The organism is Methylobacterium sp. C1, from assembly GCF_001854385.1.
In the GTDB taxonomy this organism is placed as follows: Bacteria; Pseudomonadota; Alphaproteobacteria; order Rhizobiales; family Beijerinckiaceae; genus Methylobacterium; species Methylobacterium radiotolerans.
The window spans coordinates 1,769,694-1,785,279 of sequence record NZ_CP017640.1; the positions used below are offsets into that span (position 1 = coordinate 1,769,694).

16 protein-coding genes are annotated in these 15,586 nt (G+C 72.4%); 7 read left to right on the forward strand and 9 right to left on the reverse strand.

Going from position 1 to position 15,586, the window contains the following annotated elements; all coding sequences use genetic code 11:
* Positions 1-342: 342 nt before the first annotated feature.
* Complete coding sequence (gene cysE / locus BKE41_RS08285) at positions 343-1,215, reverse strand: serine O-acetyltransferase (protein WP_012318413.1); 873 nt, start codon at positions 1,213-1,215, stop codon at positions 343-345.
* A 13-nt stretch (positions 1,216-1,228) separates the two neighbouring features.
* Positions 1,229-1,435 carry a hypothetical protein gene (locus BKE41_RS08290; protein ID WP_024830546.1) on the reverse strand — a complete coding sequence of 69 codons (207 nt, stop codon included), beginning with the start codon at positions 1,433-1,435 and terminating at the stop codon, positions 1,229-1,231.
* Positions 1,436-2,031: 596 nt separating this feature from the next.
* Between BKE41_RS08290 and BKE41_RS08295 the strand changes: the two genes are divergently transcribed.
* From BKE41_RS08295 to BKE41_RS08305, 3 genes are all read left to right on the forward strand, one after another.
* Complete coding sequence (locus BKE41_RS08295) at positions 2,032-2,307, forward strand: hypothetical protein (RefSeq protein ID WP_012318415.1); 276 nt, start codon at positions 2,032-2,034, stop codon at positions 2,305-2,307.
* Between the two features lie 55 nt (positions 2,308-2,362).
* A complete protein-coding gene (locus BKE41_RS08300) occupies positions 2,363-3,613 on the forward strand; it encodes a hypothetical protein (protein ID WP_070999057.1) in 1,251 nt (416 codons plus the stop codon).
* A 99-nt stretch (positions 3,614-3,712) separates the two neighbouring features.
* On the forward strand, positions 3,713-3,934 hold the full coding sequence (locus BKE41_RS08305) for a hypothetical protein (protein ID WP_070999058.1): 222 nt from the start codon (positions 3,713-3,715) through the stop codon (positions 3,932-3,934).
* Between the two features lie 15 nt (positions 3,935-3,949).
* Here BKE41_RS08305 and BKE41_RS08310 read toward each other — a convergent pair whose 3' ends face one another.
* The 5 genes from BKE41_RS08310 to BKE41_RS08330 are packed head-to-tail and all read right to left on the reverse strand — an operon-like array spanning position 3,950 to position 9,032.
* The gene (locus BKE41_RS08310; protein ID WP_024830542.1) at positions 3,950-4,747 is read right to left on the reverse strand and encodes an ABC transporter ATP-binding protein; all 798 of its coding nucleotides are present in this window, start codon (positions 4,745-4,747) and stop codon (positions 3,950-3,952) included.
* Between the two features lie 18 nt (positions 4,748-4,765).
* Entirely contained in the window at positions 4,766-6,133 is a 1,368-nt protein-coding gene (locus BKE41_RS08315) for an ABC transporter substrate-binding protein (RefSeq protein WP_012318419.1), read from the reverse strand.
* 34 nt (positions 6,134-6,167) lie between these two features.
* The gene (locus BKE41_RS08320; protein WP_024830541.1) at positions 6,168-7,202 is read right to left on the reverse strand and encodes a branched-chain amino acid ABC transporter permease; all 1,035 of its coding nucleotides are present in this window, start codon (positions 7,200-7,202) and stop codon (positions 6,168-6,170) included.
* Between the two features lie 7 nt (positions 7,203-7,209).
* Positions 7,210-8,103: a branched-chain amino acid ABC transporter permease gene (locus tag BKE41_RS08325; RefSeq protein ID WP_012318421.1), complete on the reverse strand. Its 894-nt coding sequence runs from the start codon at positions 8,101-8,103 to the stop codon at positions 7,210-7,212.
* The gene (locus tag BKE41_RS08330) at positions 8,100-9,032 is read right to left on the reverse strand and encodes an ABC transporter ATP-binding protein (protein WP_012318422.1); all 933 of its coding nucleotides are present in this window, start codon (positions 9,030-9,032) and stop codon (positions 8,100-8,102) included. Before BKE41_RS08330 ends, BKE41_RS08325 begins: the two co-directional genes overlap by 4 nt.
* Before the next feature lie 424 nt (positions 9,033-9,456).
* On the opposite strand from BKE41_RS08330, the gene BKE41_RS08335 reads away from it, so the two are divergent.
* Complete coding sequence (locus BKE41_RS08335; RefSeq protein ID WP_012318423.1) at positions 9,457-10,188, forward strand: Crp/Fnr family transcriptional regulator; 732 nt, start codon at positions 9,457-9,459, stop codon at positions 10,186-10,188.
* A 57-nt stretch (positions 10,189-10,245) separates the two neighbouring features.
* Positions 10,246-10,965 (forward strand): HWE histidine kinase domain-containing protein, encoded by a 720-nt coding sequence (locus BKE41_RS08340; protein ID WP_012318424.1) that lies wholly within the window; start codon positions 10,246-10,248, stop codon positions 10,963-10,965.
* A gap of 3 nt (positions 10,966-10,968) precedes the next feature.
* Here BKE41_RS08340 and BKE41_RS08345 read toward each other — a convergent pair whose 3' ends face one another.
* Positions 10,969-11,748: a Crp/Fnr family transcriptional regulator gene (locus BKE41_RS08345; protein WP_043073482.1), complete on the reverse strand. Its 780-nt coding sequence runs from the start codon at positions 11,746-11,748 to the stop codon at positions 10,969-10,971.
* Positions 11,749-12,002: 254 nt separating this feature from the next.
* Positions 12,003-12,221, reverse strand: coding sequence for a hypothetical protein (locus tag BKE41_RS08350; protein ID WP_012318426.1), 219 nt, complete (start codon positions 12,219-12,221; stop codon positions 12,003-12,005).
* Positions 12,222-12,537: 316 nt separating this feature from the next.
* On the opposite strand from BKE41_RS08350, the gene urtA reads away from it, so the two are divergent.
* Both urtA and urtB read left to right on the forward strand, forming a co-directional pair.
* Positions 12,538-13,833 carry an urea ABC transporter substrate-binding protein gene (gene urtA, locus BKE41_RS08355; protein WP_012318427.1) on the forward strand — a complete coding sequence of 432 codons (1,296 nt, stop codon included), beginning with the start codon at positions 12,538-12,540 and terminating at the stop codon, positions 13,831-13,833.
* Between the two features lie 179 nt (positions 13,834-14,012).
* Positions 14,013-15,584, forward strand: a complete 1,572-nt coding sequence (urtB, locus tag BKE41_RS08360; RefSeq protein WP_070999060.1) for an urea ABC transporter permease subunit UrtB — start codon at positions 14,013-14,015, stop codon at positions 15,582-15,584.
* The last annotated feature ends 2 nt before the right edge of the window (positions 15,585-15,586 follow it).

A 15,586-nucleotide genomic window follows, 5' to 3' on the forward strand; every position in this document is an offset into this window, starting at 1 on the left:
GCAAGACGTTTCGATCAAGATCTGACGACGACCGCGACCTGAGCGACCGAGTCGTCAATCAAAGCACGCATTCTCCGCGTCCAGACAGCCATCGTCAGGCCGCTCAACCGGTCTCACGTCATCGCTTCTCCGGCGAGGTCTGGATAAGGTCTGATTCGCCCGATGGTCAACGAAAGGATATCCCTATTTTCCGCGCCTTCTTGGAAGCGGGCACCCTGGCATGCACGGCACATAGGACATGATCATCCTCAGACCGTCCGGTCAGAGAATTTCATTTTACTACGCCGCGCGCCGCGGCGGCGGCCGGACGACTTTGTTGTCAGGAATAATCTTTCGCGCGTCTCAGATGCCATCCCCGTAGCCGAAGGACTGGTCCATGCTGAGCGCCGGCTCCTCGCCGACGGGCAGGCGCGAGACGACCCGGGCCGGCACGCCCGCCACGGTCGTGTGGGGCGGCACGTCCTGCAGCACCACCGCGGCGGCCGCGACCTTGGCGCCCGCCCCGACGCGGATGTTGCCCAGCACCTTGGCGCCGACGCTGAGCAGCACCCCGCGCTCGATCTTGGGGTGCCGGTCGCCGCTCTCCTTGCCGTTGCCCCCGAGCGTCACCGACTGGAGGATCGAGACGTCGTCGGCGATCGCCGTGGTCTCGCCGATCACCACGCCGGTGGCGTGGTCGATGAACACCCCCGAGCCGATCCGGGCCGCCGGGTGGATGTCGCAGCCGAACACCTCGGAGATCCGGCTCTGGACGTGCAGCGCCAGGGTCGCCCGGCCCCGGTGCCAGAGCCAGTGGCCGACCCGGTAGGCCTCGAGCGCCGCCAGCCCCTTGTAGAACAGGAACGGGTCGAGGTAGCGGCGGCAGGTCGGGTCGCGCTCGCGGATCGCCACGAGGTCGCGCACCGCGTGGGCGCCGGCCTGCGGGTCGGCCTCGAAGGCCGAGAGGCACAGGTCGCGCATCGACAGACGGGCGAGGTCGCCGTCCCCGAGGCGGTGGGCGAGCCGGTAGGCGAAGGCCTGGGCCAGCGAGCGCTGGTCGAGGATCGTCGCCTGGATGATCCCGGCATAGAGCGGCTCCTCGATCAGGGCCGCCTCGGCCTCGGCGCGCAGGGCCGCCCAGACCTCGGCCTCCCCCGTGCCGCGGCTCGTGATGCGCAGGGGCGGCTGGACCACGGCCATCGTGGCACCCGCGGCGGGCAGGGCGGCGTGATGCATCGGTCGCCGCCGATCACGGCACGGGGCGGAACAGGTCGGGCAGGTAGCGCTCCAGGGTGCCGTGCCCCTGGAACGTCACGTCCACAATCGCCGGGGCGTCGCCCGCGCGGTGGACGCCCACCACCCGGCCCCGGGCGTGCCGCCAGATTCCCAGGATCTCGGCGAGGTCGGGGCGCGCGAGCACGACCGCGTCGCCCTGCATCATCGTCCCTGAGGCCATGGTGTCGTTCCCCTTGGATCGGCCGTCTGTGGCGGGCTGATTCTGCCGCCGGGGGCGCCTGTGCCGGGGCCTGCGCCGCCGGCGAGAAGCCTTTTCCGGACACCCCGGCTTGCCGGAGAAGGTTTCGGCCGCGCGGGCCCGAAACCGGAGCATCGTCTTCGCTAAGCATCTGTCACAGAACGATATTTAAGCATCGCCCCGTCTTTGGCAAGCCCGGTCTCCGGCATGCTCCGGGCGCGGCCAGACCCCGGCCGGCACGGGCCGTCGATCGCGGCCGCGACGCCGGCGCGCGCCCGCCGGCCCCGTGCTTCTGCTCCGCGACGCGGCTTCGACGAACAACCTGCGCTGCAAGTCCTCGCCAATTTGGCAGCACATTCTCGGGACCGCCCCCTACATTGACGGTGTCGACGCGCAGTCGTGTCCCAGTCGTGGCCCAGTCGTGGCCCCGCCGACACGCAGTCGAAGCGGAGCCGAACGGAGGTTTGCCGTGATCGCCAGCAAGGAACGGATCGCCCGGATGATTGCGCCGTGTCTGCCGTGTTGCCGCGTCCAGGAGGAGGAGAGCGCACGACATCAGACACGAGAGGCGACCATCGATGCTGACCTATGACACGACCCGGAACACCCGTCCCGACCTGAGCCCCGAACCGGCCGCCCTCGGCCGAGCCCTGTCCCGGAGCATCCGCTCCCATCCCTCCCACGAACGCGCCGCCCTCGCGAGCGCCCTCGACGACGGCCTGATGCCCGACGAGGTCGCCCGCATCCTCGCCGGTCGCCGGGTGGCGGAGGCTTTCCCGATCCGCTGGGGCGAGAGCCCGGAAGCCTACGCGTCCCGGGCCGTGTCCGAGATGTTCGTCGCCTACCTCCAGTAGGCGCGCCGCTGCCGGCCGCGCCGGCCTCTCCGACCACGAACGATGGAAACCTGTCATGTCGGTCTTCCCCCGCGGGTGGAGGCGCCGGACGGGGACGGCTGCCTGCGCGCTCACCCTGGCGCTCGGTGCCGCCGGCCCGGCCGCGGCCGGACACACGCCGAAGGGCCGCGCCGCGGCCGCCACCGCGGCCGGCGGACCGGACGTCCCGGCCCGGCTCACGGTCGGGCCGGGCGGCCGGGACCTGCGGCTCGCGGGCGATCTCACGGCGGGCGTCGCCGCGCGGGCCGCCGCCATCCTCGCCGCGCACCCGCGGATCGCGCGCATCCATCTCACGAGCGACGGCGGCCTCGTGGAGGAGGGGGCGGCGATCGGGGCGCTCGTGGCGGCGCGGGGGCTCGCCACCTACGTCCCCGACGCCTGCGCCTCGGCCTGCACGCTGATCTTCGTCCGCGGCCGGACGCGCTACCTCGCGACCGGCGCGCGGCTCGGCTTCCACGCGCCCTACGAGATCGGGGCGCGGGGGCGGATGCGCCCGGTGGATTCCGCGCCGGAGCGGGCGGCCTACCGGGCCGCTGGCCTGCCGGCGGCCTTCGTGACGCGGGCGCTGGCGGTGCCCCCGGCCGGGATCTGGATCCCGACGGACGGCGAGCTGCGCGCGGCCGGCATCGTCACCGAGGTCGTCGGAACGGACCGCTTCCCCGACTCGACCCTGGACGCGGATCCGAGCGCGGCCGGGGCGCGGGCCGTGATCCTGCGGAGCCTGCCGATCCTGCGCCGGGCCGAGGCGGCGGGGCTCGCCCCGATCACCCGGTGGTACCGGGACGGCTACGCCGCCGGCCGGCCCGAGGCGGAGGCCGCCGCGGGCCTGAGGCGGATGGCCGCCGGCTACCTGCAGCGGCGCTTCCGGGCGGCCGATGACGGCGTCGTCCGCGCCCTGGGCCAGCGGATCCTGGCGACGCTGGAGCGGGGGGACGCGGCGGCCTGCGGCCTCCTCGCGGCCGGCGACCTCGTGGCGCTCGACGCGCGCCTGCGGGCCGAGCAGCCCGCGTCCCACGGGCTCGCCCCGCTCCTCGCCCGGGCACGGGCCGCGCGGCCGGACGGAGCGGTCTGGGCGGACCCGCCCGCCACGGGCCCGGGCGCCGCGCGGTCGACGGCCGAAGCGGCTTTCCCGTCGGGCGATTGCGCCGCCCGGATCGCCGCGACGCGGCACGCCCTCGACCTGCCGCCCCGCGCGTCGGCTGCCGCGCTGCGGGCGCTGTTCCTCGCGGAGCCGCAGCAGATCCTGGCGAGCCGCGCCGGACCGTAGCGACGCCGCCGACCCTCGACACGCCGCGCCGGCGCCTATCTTCGCACCCGCGGCACGCCCCGGACGGGCGCCGGCCGCGGGGAGACGGGGGTTCGACGGATGCCGGATTATCGCCTGCGCGGGGCGGTCCGCGGCGAGGATGGCGAGATCGGCGCGCCCCGCGTCGACGAGGTGCTCACGGCCGCGGACGCGAAGGAGGCGGTCCGCCTCGCCAACGGCCGCTCGCTGACGATCGAGGACGACGCGGTGAACGCCCTGTGGCTGGTCGACGCCCACGGCACCCTGCTCTGGTCCCTGCGCCGCGCCGACCGGAAGTCCTGACGCGGGCCGGCGCCGTCAGGCGGGCGCGCGGCGGCGCGTCTCCGGCAGCGCCGCGTCGGGCTCATCGGCGCCGCCGAGATACAGGGACCGGACGTCGTCCCGCCCCCGCAGGGACGCGGCGGTGCCGGCGAGCGCGCTGCGGCCGTTCTCCAGCACGACGGCGTGGTGGGCGTGGCGCAGGGCGAGGCGGAGATTCTGCTCGGCCACCAGCAGGGTCAGACCCTCGGCGCGGTTCAGGCCGGCGAGCACCCGGTAGATCTCCTCCACCACGCGGGGGGCGAGTCCCATGGACGGCTCGTCGAGGACGAGCAGCCGCGGCCGCCCCATCAGCGCCCGACCGATCGCCGCCATCTGCTGCTCGCCGCCCGAGAGCAGGCCGGCGGCGACGCCCCGCTTCGCGGCGAGCCGCGGGAACAGGCCGTAGACCCGCTCCAGATCGGCGCGCAGGCCGCCGCGGCCCGAGCCGCGCCCGAGGCCGCCCGCGACGAGGTTCTCCTGGACGCTCAGGCCCCGGAAGCAGTGGCGCCCCTCCAGCACGCCCACGAGTCCGGCGCGGACGAGGGCGTCGGTCCGGGTCCGCGTCGCGTCGCGCCCGTCATAGGCGAGGCGCCCGGCCGTGACCCGGCCGCGCAGGGCCGGCAGCAGGTTCGACACCGCCCGCAGCAGGGTCGTCTTGCCGGCGCCGTTGGCGCCGACCAGGGCGACGATCTCCCCCGCCCGGACCGCGAGGTCGACGCCGTGCAGGGCGTGCACCGCCCCGCCGTAGACGACCTCCAGGGCCTCGACCTGCAGGAGGGTCGGCGCGGCGCTCATCGGGCGCTCACCGGGCGCTCACCGGGCCGCCGCGGCGGCGTGCTTGCCGCCCGCGTCCGCGGCCTCCTCCGCCGCGCAGTCGCGCGGGGTGATGCCGTGCTCCTTGGCGTAGGCGGTCGCGGACGCCTCGATGATCGGGCGCAGGCTCGCCCAGTCGGGGGCGATCCAGTCGGACACCACGGTCCACTTCGCCCCGTCCCATTGCTGGAAGGTGACGCGGCCCTCGCCCTCGTGGTTGGCGCAGGTGACGTTGATCGAGTGGAACAGGCCCTTGGCGCCGAGCGCCGCCACCCGGGCCTCGTCGAGGCGCAGGTGCTCGAAGCCCCAGCGCACCTCGTCGCCGGTGAGCGTGCGCTGGCCGAACTTGCCTTGCGCGATCCGCACCGCCTCGACGTTGAGGATGCCGTTCAGCACCCCGAGATTGTGGTAGACGCTGCCGATGCGTCTCCGGTCGGCGAGGTTGCCGTTGCCGGCCCCGTAGACCTTGCCGACGACCTCCTGGATCACCGGGTAGGCCGTGCCCGAGGCCTGGGTCGTGATGGCGACGTAGCCCTTGGCGGCGTCGCCCGCCGGGATGACGTCCTCCTCCGAGTTCGACCAGACATTGCCGACGATCCGGTCGGCCGGGAAGCCGGTCTTCTGGGCGGTCTTGAGGGCCACCGGATTCATCACGCCCCAGCCGCGCAGCACCACGAAGTCGGGCCGCAGGCGCCGGATCGTGAGCCACTGCGACTGCTGCTCGTTGCCGGGATGGGGCACCTCGATCTGCGCGACGGTGAAGCCGTAGCGCGCGGCGAGCTGCGCGTAGATCGGGATCGTCTCCTTGCCGTAGGGCGAGCCGTGATAGAGCACCGCGACGGTCTTGCCCCTCAGCTTGTCGAGGCCGCCCGCGCGGGTGCCGAGATACTGGATGATGCCGCTCGTCTCGCTGTAGGGGTTGAGCAGCAGCGGGAACACGTAGGGGAAGACGCGCCCGTCGGTGGAATCGGTGCGGCCGTGGTTGATCGTGATCAGCGGCACCTTGTCGGCGGTGATGCGGTCGATCATCGCGTAGGCGATGCCCACCGAGAGCGGGTTCCAGGCAGCGATGCCGGGCCGGGACTTGAGCCGCTCGTAGACCTCGACGCCGCGCTCGACCTCGTACTGGGTCTCGCCCTCGCTCCAAGTGAGCTTGACGCCGTTCACCCCGCCGTCCCGGGCGTTGATCAGGTTGAGATAGTCGATGAAGCCGCCGAAGAAGCCGGTCCCGCCGGCCGCGTAGGGGCCGACCCGGTAGCTCTGGAGCGGGAAATACTGCTCGTCGGCCCGTCCGGCCCGGGGGGCCGCGCCGGCGAGCACGACGGTGCCGGCGAGGAGCGCGGCGCGGAGGCGGGTCGTCAGGGGCATGGTCGTCCTGGGGTTGGTCAGACGGGAAGGGGGATCAGGCGGCGCGGCGGCCGAGGCGGCGGCCCGCCCGGTCGAGGAGGGCGGCGAGGCCGGCGGGCTCGCGGATCAGCACGGCGACGATCAGGGCGCCGAGCACGATGCGCTGGACCATCTCCAGGGTGCCGGAATCGAACCCGTCGCCCAGGAGCGCCGCGCCGAGGCGCGCGAGGAGCAGGGGCAGCACCACGATGAAGCCCGCGCCCAGGAAGGCGCCGCGCAGGGTGCCCAGGCCGCCGATGATGACGATGAAGAGGATCTGGAAGGAGCGGTCGAGGTTGAACCCCGCCGGCTCGACGGTGCGCAGATACGCGAAGGCCCACAGCGCCCCGGCGATCCCGATCACGAAGGACGAGACCGCGAAGGCCAGGAGCTTGGTCCGGGCGACCTTCACGCCGACGAGGCGGGCGGCGGTCTCGTTGTCGCGGATCGCCACGAGGTCGCGGCCCGTGGGGGAGGCCACGAGGCGCCACGCCAGGACGGTCAGCAGCGTGACCACGCTCAGCGAGAACAGGTAGCGCCCGCGCGGATCGTCGAAGGACAGGCCGGCCACCACCAGCCGGGGGGCGGTGATGACGCCCGAGGGGCTGTCGTCGGAGATCCAGCCGATCCGGTTCAGCGCCCAGGCGACGAAGAACTGCGCGGCGAGCGTCGAGACCGCGAGGTAGAAGCCGCGCAGCCGCAGGGCCGGCAGCCCCGCCACCAGCCCGGCGAGCGCCGCCACGAGGCCGGCGAGCAGGAGCGACACCGGCAGGGGCAGGCCGGGCAGGCGCAGCGACAGGTTGAAGGCCGCGTAGGCTCCGACCGCCATGAAGGCGGCCGAGCCCAGGGAGAGCAGCCCGGCATAGCCGGTGAGCAGGTTGAGCCCGAGGCCGGCCAGCGCCAGGGCCAGGAACGGCGTCAGCAGCGCCTCGAACACGTAGCTCGTGCCGGTGAGCGGCACGATCCCGTAGGCCAGGACCAGCAGGGCACCGAGACCGAGGGTGCGGGCGGACAGGCGGGCGCGCGGTGCGGCGAGGGGGAGGGCGTCCATGGTGTCCTCAGACCCGCTCGACGGCGCGCAGGCCGAACAGGCCCGACGGCCGGACCAGCAGGAAGCCCAGGGCCGCCACGTAGGCGATCCAGCCCTCGATCCCGCCGCCGATGACCGGCCCGAGATAGACTTCGGACAGCTTCTCCGCCGCGCCGACGATCAGCCCGGCCACGATCGCCCCGGCGATGGAGTCGAAGCCGCCGAGCACGAGGACCGGCAGGGCCTTCAGCACCACCAGCGACAGGGAGAACTGCACGCCGAGCCGCGCGCCCCAGAGCAGCCCCGCCACCAGGGCGACGATCCCGGCGGCGATCCAGACCGCCGACCAGATCCGGGGCAGGCGCAGGCCGGTGTTGAGGGCGGCGAGCGGATCGTCCGCCACCGCCCGGAAGGCGAGGCCGGTACGGGTGTAGCGGAAGAAGGCGGAGAGGAGCGCCACCATCAGGCCCGCGACCGCGGCGGCGAACAGGTCGAACCGGCTGACCAGCACGCCGCCGAGGTCGATCGGCGTGTCGTCGATGCCGAGGTCCAGCCCGTGGACCTGGGTGCCCCAGGCGAGCTGGGCCGCGCCCTCGATCACGTAGGCGACGCCCAGCGTCGCCATGAACAAGGTGATCGGCGGCTGGTTGACCAGCGGCCGCAGCACCGCCCGCTCCACCGCGAGGCCGACCACCACCATCGCGGCGAGCGTCGCCGCCAGGGCCGCCGGGAAGGGCAGCCCGCGCTCGGTCAGGCTCACGAAGGTGAGGGCGGCGAGCAGCACCATCGCGCCCTGCGCGAAGTTGAGCACGCCCGAGGTCTTGTAGATCAGCACGAAGCCGATCGCCACGAGGGCGTACATGACGCCCGAGAGGAGGCCGCCGACCACGACCTCGATCAGGAAGGCGAGGTCCGGGCTCATGCGGCGGCCGCGTCCGCGTCGATATCCGCGTCCGCATCTCCATCCGCATCCCCGTCCGCGAGCCCCAGATAGGCCGCGATGACAGCCGGGTCCGCCCGAACCTCCGCCGGCGTGCCGGTGGCGATCCGGCGGCCGTGGTCGAGCACGGTCACCCGGTCGGAGAGGCGCATGACGACGCCGATATCGTGCTCGATCAGCACGATCGCGGCCCCGGACCGCTCCCGCGCCGCACGGATGGAGCCGGTCATCTCGGCCTTCTCGGTCGCCGTCATGCCGGCCATCGGCTCGTCGAGGAGCAGGAGTCGCGGCTCGGCCACCAGGGCTCGGCCGAGCTCGACCCGCTTCTGGAGTCCGTAGGGGAGGCTGCCGGCCGGGCGGTCGGCCACTGCCCCGAGGCCCAGGCGCCCGATCACCGCCTCGGCGGCGGCGCGGTGCGCGCGCGCCTCCCGCCGGGCGGAGGGCAGACCCAGGATCTGGGCCCCGAGCCCGGCGCGCCGCGCGGCCGAGAGCCCCGCGAGGACGTTGTCGCGCACGCTCAGGCCCGCGAACAGGGCGAGGTTCTGGAAGGTCCGGGCGACGCCCAGCGCGGCGAGCCGTCCGGCCGGCACTCGGGCGAAGGTCTCCGCGCCGAGCCGCACCCGCCCGGCCCGCGGCGCGTAGAGGCCGGTGATCGCGTTGATGAGCGAGGATTTCCCGGCGCCGTTCGGCCCGATCACGGCGTGGATCTCGCCGGCCCCGACAGCGAGGTCGATCTCCGCGAAGGCCACCGTGCCGCCGAAGGCGAGGGACAGTCCCTCGACCGACAGGATCGCGTCCGCCCCATCCCGGTGCGGGCTGCCGCCGGGCCCTGCCGCCGGGCGAGCGGCGGGGCGGGGGATGGGGGTCCGCCCGTCCAGAACGGGGCGGACGAGGCGCAGCGCAGGCTGCATGGGCAAGGATCCGTCCACGATAGGTCGTCCGCTGCGGCGCGAACCGGCGGCACCCGTTGAGAGAAGGCGAGAGACAGGACGACGACACGTCCCCGGCGAACATTCCGATGTTCCCGCCGGTCAAATCCTGCTGTGCGGCGCACGCGAAGTCAAAGGCACAGTCTTTTCAATTTCGATACGGCGCGCGAACATTCTCCTTCCGGGACGCGCCGGCGCGGGATCACTTCCCTAGTCCTGCCGAGGGTCCGCGCACCCCACCCAGATCTTGCCGCCCCGGGACGGTGACGGGCCCGGATCCGGGCGGATCGGCCCGGCGCGGCGGGCGGAAAGACACCTTACGGTAGCATAAACTAATCTGCATAAGTATTCATGGCTTGAAACAAAATGTAGGTTCGCGCCCCCACGCCGTCGTGGAGTCGCCGCCATGCCAAACCCGCTCGCGCACAAGCTAAATTGCTATGTCCGGCTCTCCGAAGACGACCGGATGTGCTTGGCCGACGCCATGAGCCCGAGCCGCATGGTCGCCGCCCGCACCGACATCATCCACGTGGGCGACGATCCGCGCGCGATCAACGTGATCCTCGAGGGCTGGGCCTGCCGGTACCGGCAGTTCGCCAACGGGCGCCGCCAGATCGTCTCGCTCCTGCTCCCGGGCGACCCGTGCGACCCACACGTCTTCCTCCTCGACGAGATGGATCACGCGATCGGCGCGATCACGCCCGTGCTCCTCGGCCAGATCTCCGGCCCCGCGATGCGGGATCTGACCGCCCGCAGCCCGCGGCTCGACATGGCCTTCCACCGCGAGGCCCTGGCCAATGCGGCGATCCAGCGCGAGTGGACGGTCAGCCTCGGCAGCCGAACCGGGATCGAGCGCCTCGCCCACCTGTTCTGCGAGTTGCACGCGCGCCTCGCGGCCGTCGGCCTGACGGACGGGAATACCTGCGCGATGCCGATGACGCAGAACGATCTCGGCGACGCGATGGGGCAGACCAGCGTGCACATCAACCGCACGCTCCAGGAACTGCGCGGCATGGGGCTGATCACCCTGCGCAGCCGGCGCCTGACGATCCACGATCCGGCCGCGCTCGCGCGGCTCGCGCATTTCGACACCGCGTATCTCCATCTCATCGAGGCCGACCACGCTGCCGCGCGCTGAACCCTGCCGGTCCCGAGGCGATTGAGCCAGGTTGAACGACATCCGGAGTGGCCCGGCATGACAGACCCTCGCGATCCGGCGGAGCGTCTCGCACTCCTGGAGGCCGACAACGCGCGCCTGCGCCGGCTGCTCGACGGGGCGGGGCTCCCGGACAGCCTGCGTCACGGGATGCGCAACACGATGGCGATGTTGCGCACCGTCATGCACCGGTCCGCCGACAGTGCCGCCGATGTCGAGAGCTACGTGGCGCATCTCGACGGCCGGTTCGGGGCGATCATGCGGGTGCAGGCCGCCACGGACGCGTTCGGCGACGCCGACCTGCACACGCTGATCTCGGACGAGCTGATGTTCCACCTCGCCCGCGAGGGCGAGCAGGCCAGCCTCGCCGGCCCGCGGGTGCGCCTCCGCCCCAAGGCCGCCCAGGTCGTCGCGCTGGCCCTGCACGAACTGACCAGCAACGCGGTGGAGCACGGGTCCCTGGCGCTCCCCCAGGGCCGGATCCGCGCCGCGTGGCGGGTGGCGGACACGGAGGCCGGACCGCCCGTCCTCAGCCTCGACTGGGCCGAGACCGGCGGCCGCGGGGTCGTGCCCTCCGGCCGGCGCGGCTTCGGCACGGACGTGCTGACGGAGATGCTGGCCTACGATCTCGGCGCGGCGGTCGACCTGCGCTACGAGCCGGACGGGCTGCGCTGCACGATCCGCGTGCCGCTCACGGCCCAGGTCGGGCGCCGCGTGGCCGAGGATCCCGAGACGGGCTGCGAGAGCGACGGCCGGTGAGGCTCACGAGCTCGACGCCGCCCGCACCTGCCCGGTCATCTGCGGCAGCGCGCCGAGCGCCTCCACGGCCGGGTTCGGGCCGGGCAGGAGCAGGTAGTCGGGCGTGAACCCGGAAAACTCCCGCAGACGTTCGAGATTCGGCACGCGCACGCTCTTGCGCCCGCTCTCGATCAGCCCGGCCCTGCGCAGGTCGGAGAGGACGCGCGAGAGGTGGACGTTCGAGAGCCCCGCCGTGTCGGCCAGTTCGGACTGCGCCAGCGGAAGGCGGTACTCGGGCTCCAGGCCGAGGCCGACGGCGTTCAGGCGCGCGAAGAGCTCGCAGATGATGTGGGCGACCTGCTTGTCGGCGGACCGGCGCCCCACCCCGACGAGCCATTCCTGCAGGACGGCCTCGTCGACTAGGACCGACCACCACAGGGCGCGGTAGATGTTGGGCCGGAGGGCGGCGAGTTCCTTGATCGTCCGGTAGGGGACCGAGGCGACGGTGCAGGGCGTCAGCGTCGCCACGGAGTGGATCGCCCGGTTGAGCAGCGACGCGTGCAGATCGCAGCCGTCGCCGGGAACGAGGTAGGCGAGGATCGAGCGCCCCCCGTCGGGCACCAGCTTGTAGCGGCAGGCGAACCCGTCGAGGATCACGTAGGCGGCGTCGGGCCGCACGCCTTCCGAGACCAGGTCGCGGCCCGCCTCGACCTGCGCGACATCGCTGGTCGCCGCGCCCAGCGCGGCCACGTCGCCGTCGTCCAGGTTCGCGCGCAGCGCCAGCTTGCGAAGGAAGGGGTTCAAGGGATCTCCCGGACGTCCTGCCCCGCGCGCGGAGGCGCCTCTGCGTGAACGCGCGACGGCTTATCCTTACTCCGCGAGGTCATCAAATGATCGCCACGCCTCTGATCCGGATCCCGACGGCGCCGATCCGCGAGGAACCTTCGACGCCGGGGTGCGCCGGCGCCCGAATGCGGCCCTCGGCGCGACCGGACCGGCGCCGCCTCCCGAGATCGGCCGCGGAGGGCGCGCCGGGCCATGCGGGCCGGATCGGCGTGTCAGGAGAGCCGAAGCGTGCGCAGGACGGTGCCGTTCCCGTCATGGATCTCCATCCGCCAGCCCGCCGCGGCGTCCGGCAGCTCGCCGGCCTTCCGGAACTCCTCGATCAGCACCAGCGCTTCCGATTCCGCGTGCGCGACCGTCGCGGCGAGGACGCCCGTCTCGTCCTCGATCGTCTCGCCGTCGCTCCTCAGGCGGAAATAGTAGCGCTCTGCCATGACATCCTTCAGCTCAGGTCCGGACCCGCTCCCGCCCCGGCGCGCGGGCGCCGCGCGCCGGGGGCTGAGGTAAGTGGCATCGATCCGCGTCCGATCAACGTGCGCGCGAAAGTCCCGGCGCGGATGCCTATCGCTTGGTCCGCCCGCTCGCGGACGCCGCAGGACGCGGCACGGCGCTGCCGGTCTGGCGGGCGAAACGCCGCCCTTCTGGGCGCCGCCGGACCCGGAACAGCCTCCCGACGCGGCATGCCTAAATAATTGGCACACGATTTGCGAAGGTCGGCCCGTCGCGAGGAAGACGACGCAGGGGACCGCCATGAAGGCATTTGGAACTTGGGCCTCGGCCGCCGCGCTGGCCGCCGGGCTGGCGATGGGCACGCTGGGAGCGGGCGCCGCGCGGGCGCAGGAGACCATCAAGGTCGGCATCCTGCACTCGCTGTCGGGCACGATGGCGATCTCGGAGACCACCCTGAAGGACGTGATGCTCATGCTCATCGCCGAGCAGAACGCCAAGGGCGGCGTGCTCGGCAAGAAGCTGGAGCCGGTGGTGGTCGACCCGGCCTCGAACTGGCCGCTCTTCGCCGAGAAGGCCCGCGAGCTGATCAGCAAGGACAAGGTCGCGGCCGTGTTCGGCTGCTGGACCAGCGTGTCGCGCAAGTCCGTGCTGCCGGTGTTCAAGGAACTCGACAACATCCTGTTCTACCCCGTCCAGTACGAGGGCGAGGAGAGCGAGCGCAACGTGTTCTACACCGGCGCCGCCCCGAACCAGCAGGCGATCCCGGCGGTCGACTACCTGATGTCGGAGGATGGCGGCGGCGCCAAGCGCTGGGTGCTGGAGGGGACCGACTACGTCTACCCGCGCACCACCAACAAGATCCTCGAAGCCTACCTGAAGTCCAAGGGCGTCAAGGACGAGGACATCCTGATCAACTACACGCCGTTCGGCTTCTCGGACTGGCAGACCGAGGTGTCGAAGATCAAGGCGTTCGGCTCGGCCGGGAAGAAGACCGCCGTGGTCTCGACCATCAACGGCGACGCCAACGTGCCGTTCTACAAGGAGCTCGGCAACCAGGGCATCAAGGCCACCGACATCCCGGTCGTCGCCTTCTCGGTGGGCGAGGAGGAGCTCGCCGGCATCGACGCCAAGCCGCTGGTCGGGCACCTCGCCGCCTGGAACTACTTCGAGTCGATCAAGACGCCGGAGAACGAGGCGTTCATCAAGAAGTGGCAGGCGTTCAAGAAGAACCCCAAGGCCGTCACCAACGACCCGATGGAGGCCAGCTACATCGGCTTCAACATGTGGGTGAAGGCGGTCGAGAAGGCCGGCACCACGGACCCCGACAAGGTGATCGACGCGCTGCCGGGCATCGAGCAGAAGAACCTCACCGGCGGCACCGCGACGATGCTGCCGAACCACCACATCACCAAGCCGGTCTTCATCGGCGAGATCGAGGCGAACGGCCAGTTCGACGTGGTGTGGAAGACCGAGGGCCTGATCCCCGGCGAGGCGTGGTCGAAGCAGCTCGAGGGCTCGAAGGACCTCGAGGCCGACTGGGTCAAGCTCAAGTGCGGCAACTACAACACCAAGACCAAGTCCTGCGGCGGCGCCTGAGGCGTCTCCATCCCTTCCCCGGGCGATCCCGGGCCTGCCCGGGATCCGCTCAAGCCTGCGGGGAGGGGGAGGGGTGAGGGTGGTGCAGAAGGCACCGCCCCGCTCGATCCTGCACCACCCCCACCTCCGGCTCCTCCCTGCAAGGGGGAGGAGAGTCAGCCGTCGTGCCGAAAGTCTCGATGCTCCGTCTCCTCTGCCTCCTCCTCCTGCTCCTCGCCGTCCCGGCGCTGGCGCAGACCGCCGATCCCTACGGCCAGCTCGCCGGGGACGGCTACGCCGAGATCGAGGCCGGCGTCTCCGGCCTCGCGGCGAGCGGCGACCCGCGCGCCGACGCGATCCTCGCGGCCCTGTCGGACGGCCGCCTGCTGGTGCGCCCGGACAAGACGCTGCTGATCCGGCAGGGCGGCGCCGTCGTGGACGCGAGGACCGGCGCCCCGGCCGCCGACAGCCCCGACCTCAGGCCCGTGCGGGCCAACAATCGGGTCCGCCGGGCGATCGAGGCGGCCCGCGGCCAGCTCGACCTCGCCAGCCCCGATCCGGCTAAGCGCCGCGCCGCCGCCGACGCGGTGTTCAAGGCCCGGGACGCGGCGGCGCTGCCGGCCCTCGACGCGGCGCTGACCCGCGAGACCAACGCAGGCGTCCGGCAGGCGCTCACCGAGGCCCGCGCCGCCGTGCTGCTCGCCAGGCCCGGCACCGCGGACGCCGACCGGCTGGCCGCGATTCCCGCCATCCAGGCCCGGGGCGATGGCGACGCGATGGGCATCCTGCGCGGTCTCGCGGCGGATCCGAACGAGGCCGTGCGGGCCGCCGCCGGCCGCGGCATCGCGGCGATCGAGACGCGGCTCGCGATCCTCGGGGCCCTCCAGAACGTCTGGTACGGCATCTCGCTCGGCTCGGTCCTGCTGCTCGCCGCCATCGGGCTCGCCATCACCTTCGGGGTGATGGGCGTGATCAACATGGCCCACGGCGAGATGGTCATGCTTGGCGCCTACACGACCTATCTCGTGCAGGAGCTGATCCGCACCAAGGCGCCGTCCCTGTTCGGCTGGTCGCTGGCGATCAGCATCCCGTGCGCGTTCCTGGTCGCCGGCCTCGTCGGCGTGCTGATCGAGCGGTTCATCATCCGCTTCCTGTACGGGCGTCCCCTGGAGACGCTGCTCGCCACCTTCGGGGTCAGCCTCGCGCTGCAGCAGGGCGTGCGCACGATCTTCGGACCGACCAACCGCGAGGTCGGCGCCCCCGCCTTCATGAGCGGCGCCTTCGACCTCTACGGCCTGTCGATCACCTGGGGCCGGATGTGGATCATCGTGTTCGCGCTGGCGGTGTTCCTGGGCCTCCTGTTCGTGCTGCGGAGGACGTCGTTCGGCCTGAAGACCCGGGCGGTCACCCAGAACCGCCGCATGGCCGCCGCGATGGGCATCCGCACGCCCTACGTCGACGCCCTGACCTTCGGGCTCGGCTCCGGCATCGCGGGGATGGCGGGCGTCGCCCTCTCGCAGATCGACAACGTCTCGCCGAACCTCGGCCAGGGCTACATCATCGACTCGTTCCTCGTGGTGGTGTTCGGCGGCGTCGGCAACCTCTGGGGGACGCTGGTGGCGGCGCTGACGCTCGGCGTCGTGAACAAGCTCGCCGAGCCGTATATCGGCGCGGTGCTGGCCAAGATCGGCCTCCTGATCTTCATCATCCTGTTCATCCAGAAGCGCCCGCGCGGCCTGTTCGCGCTCAAGGGCCGGGCGGTGGAATCGTGAGC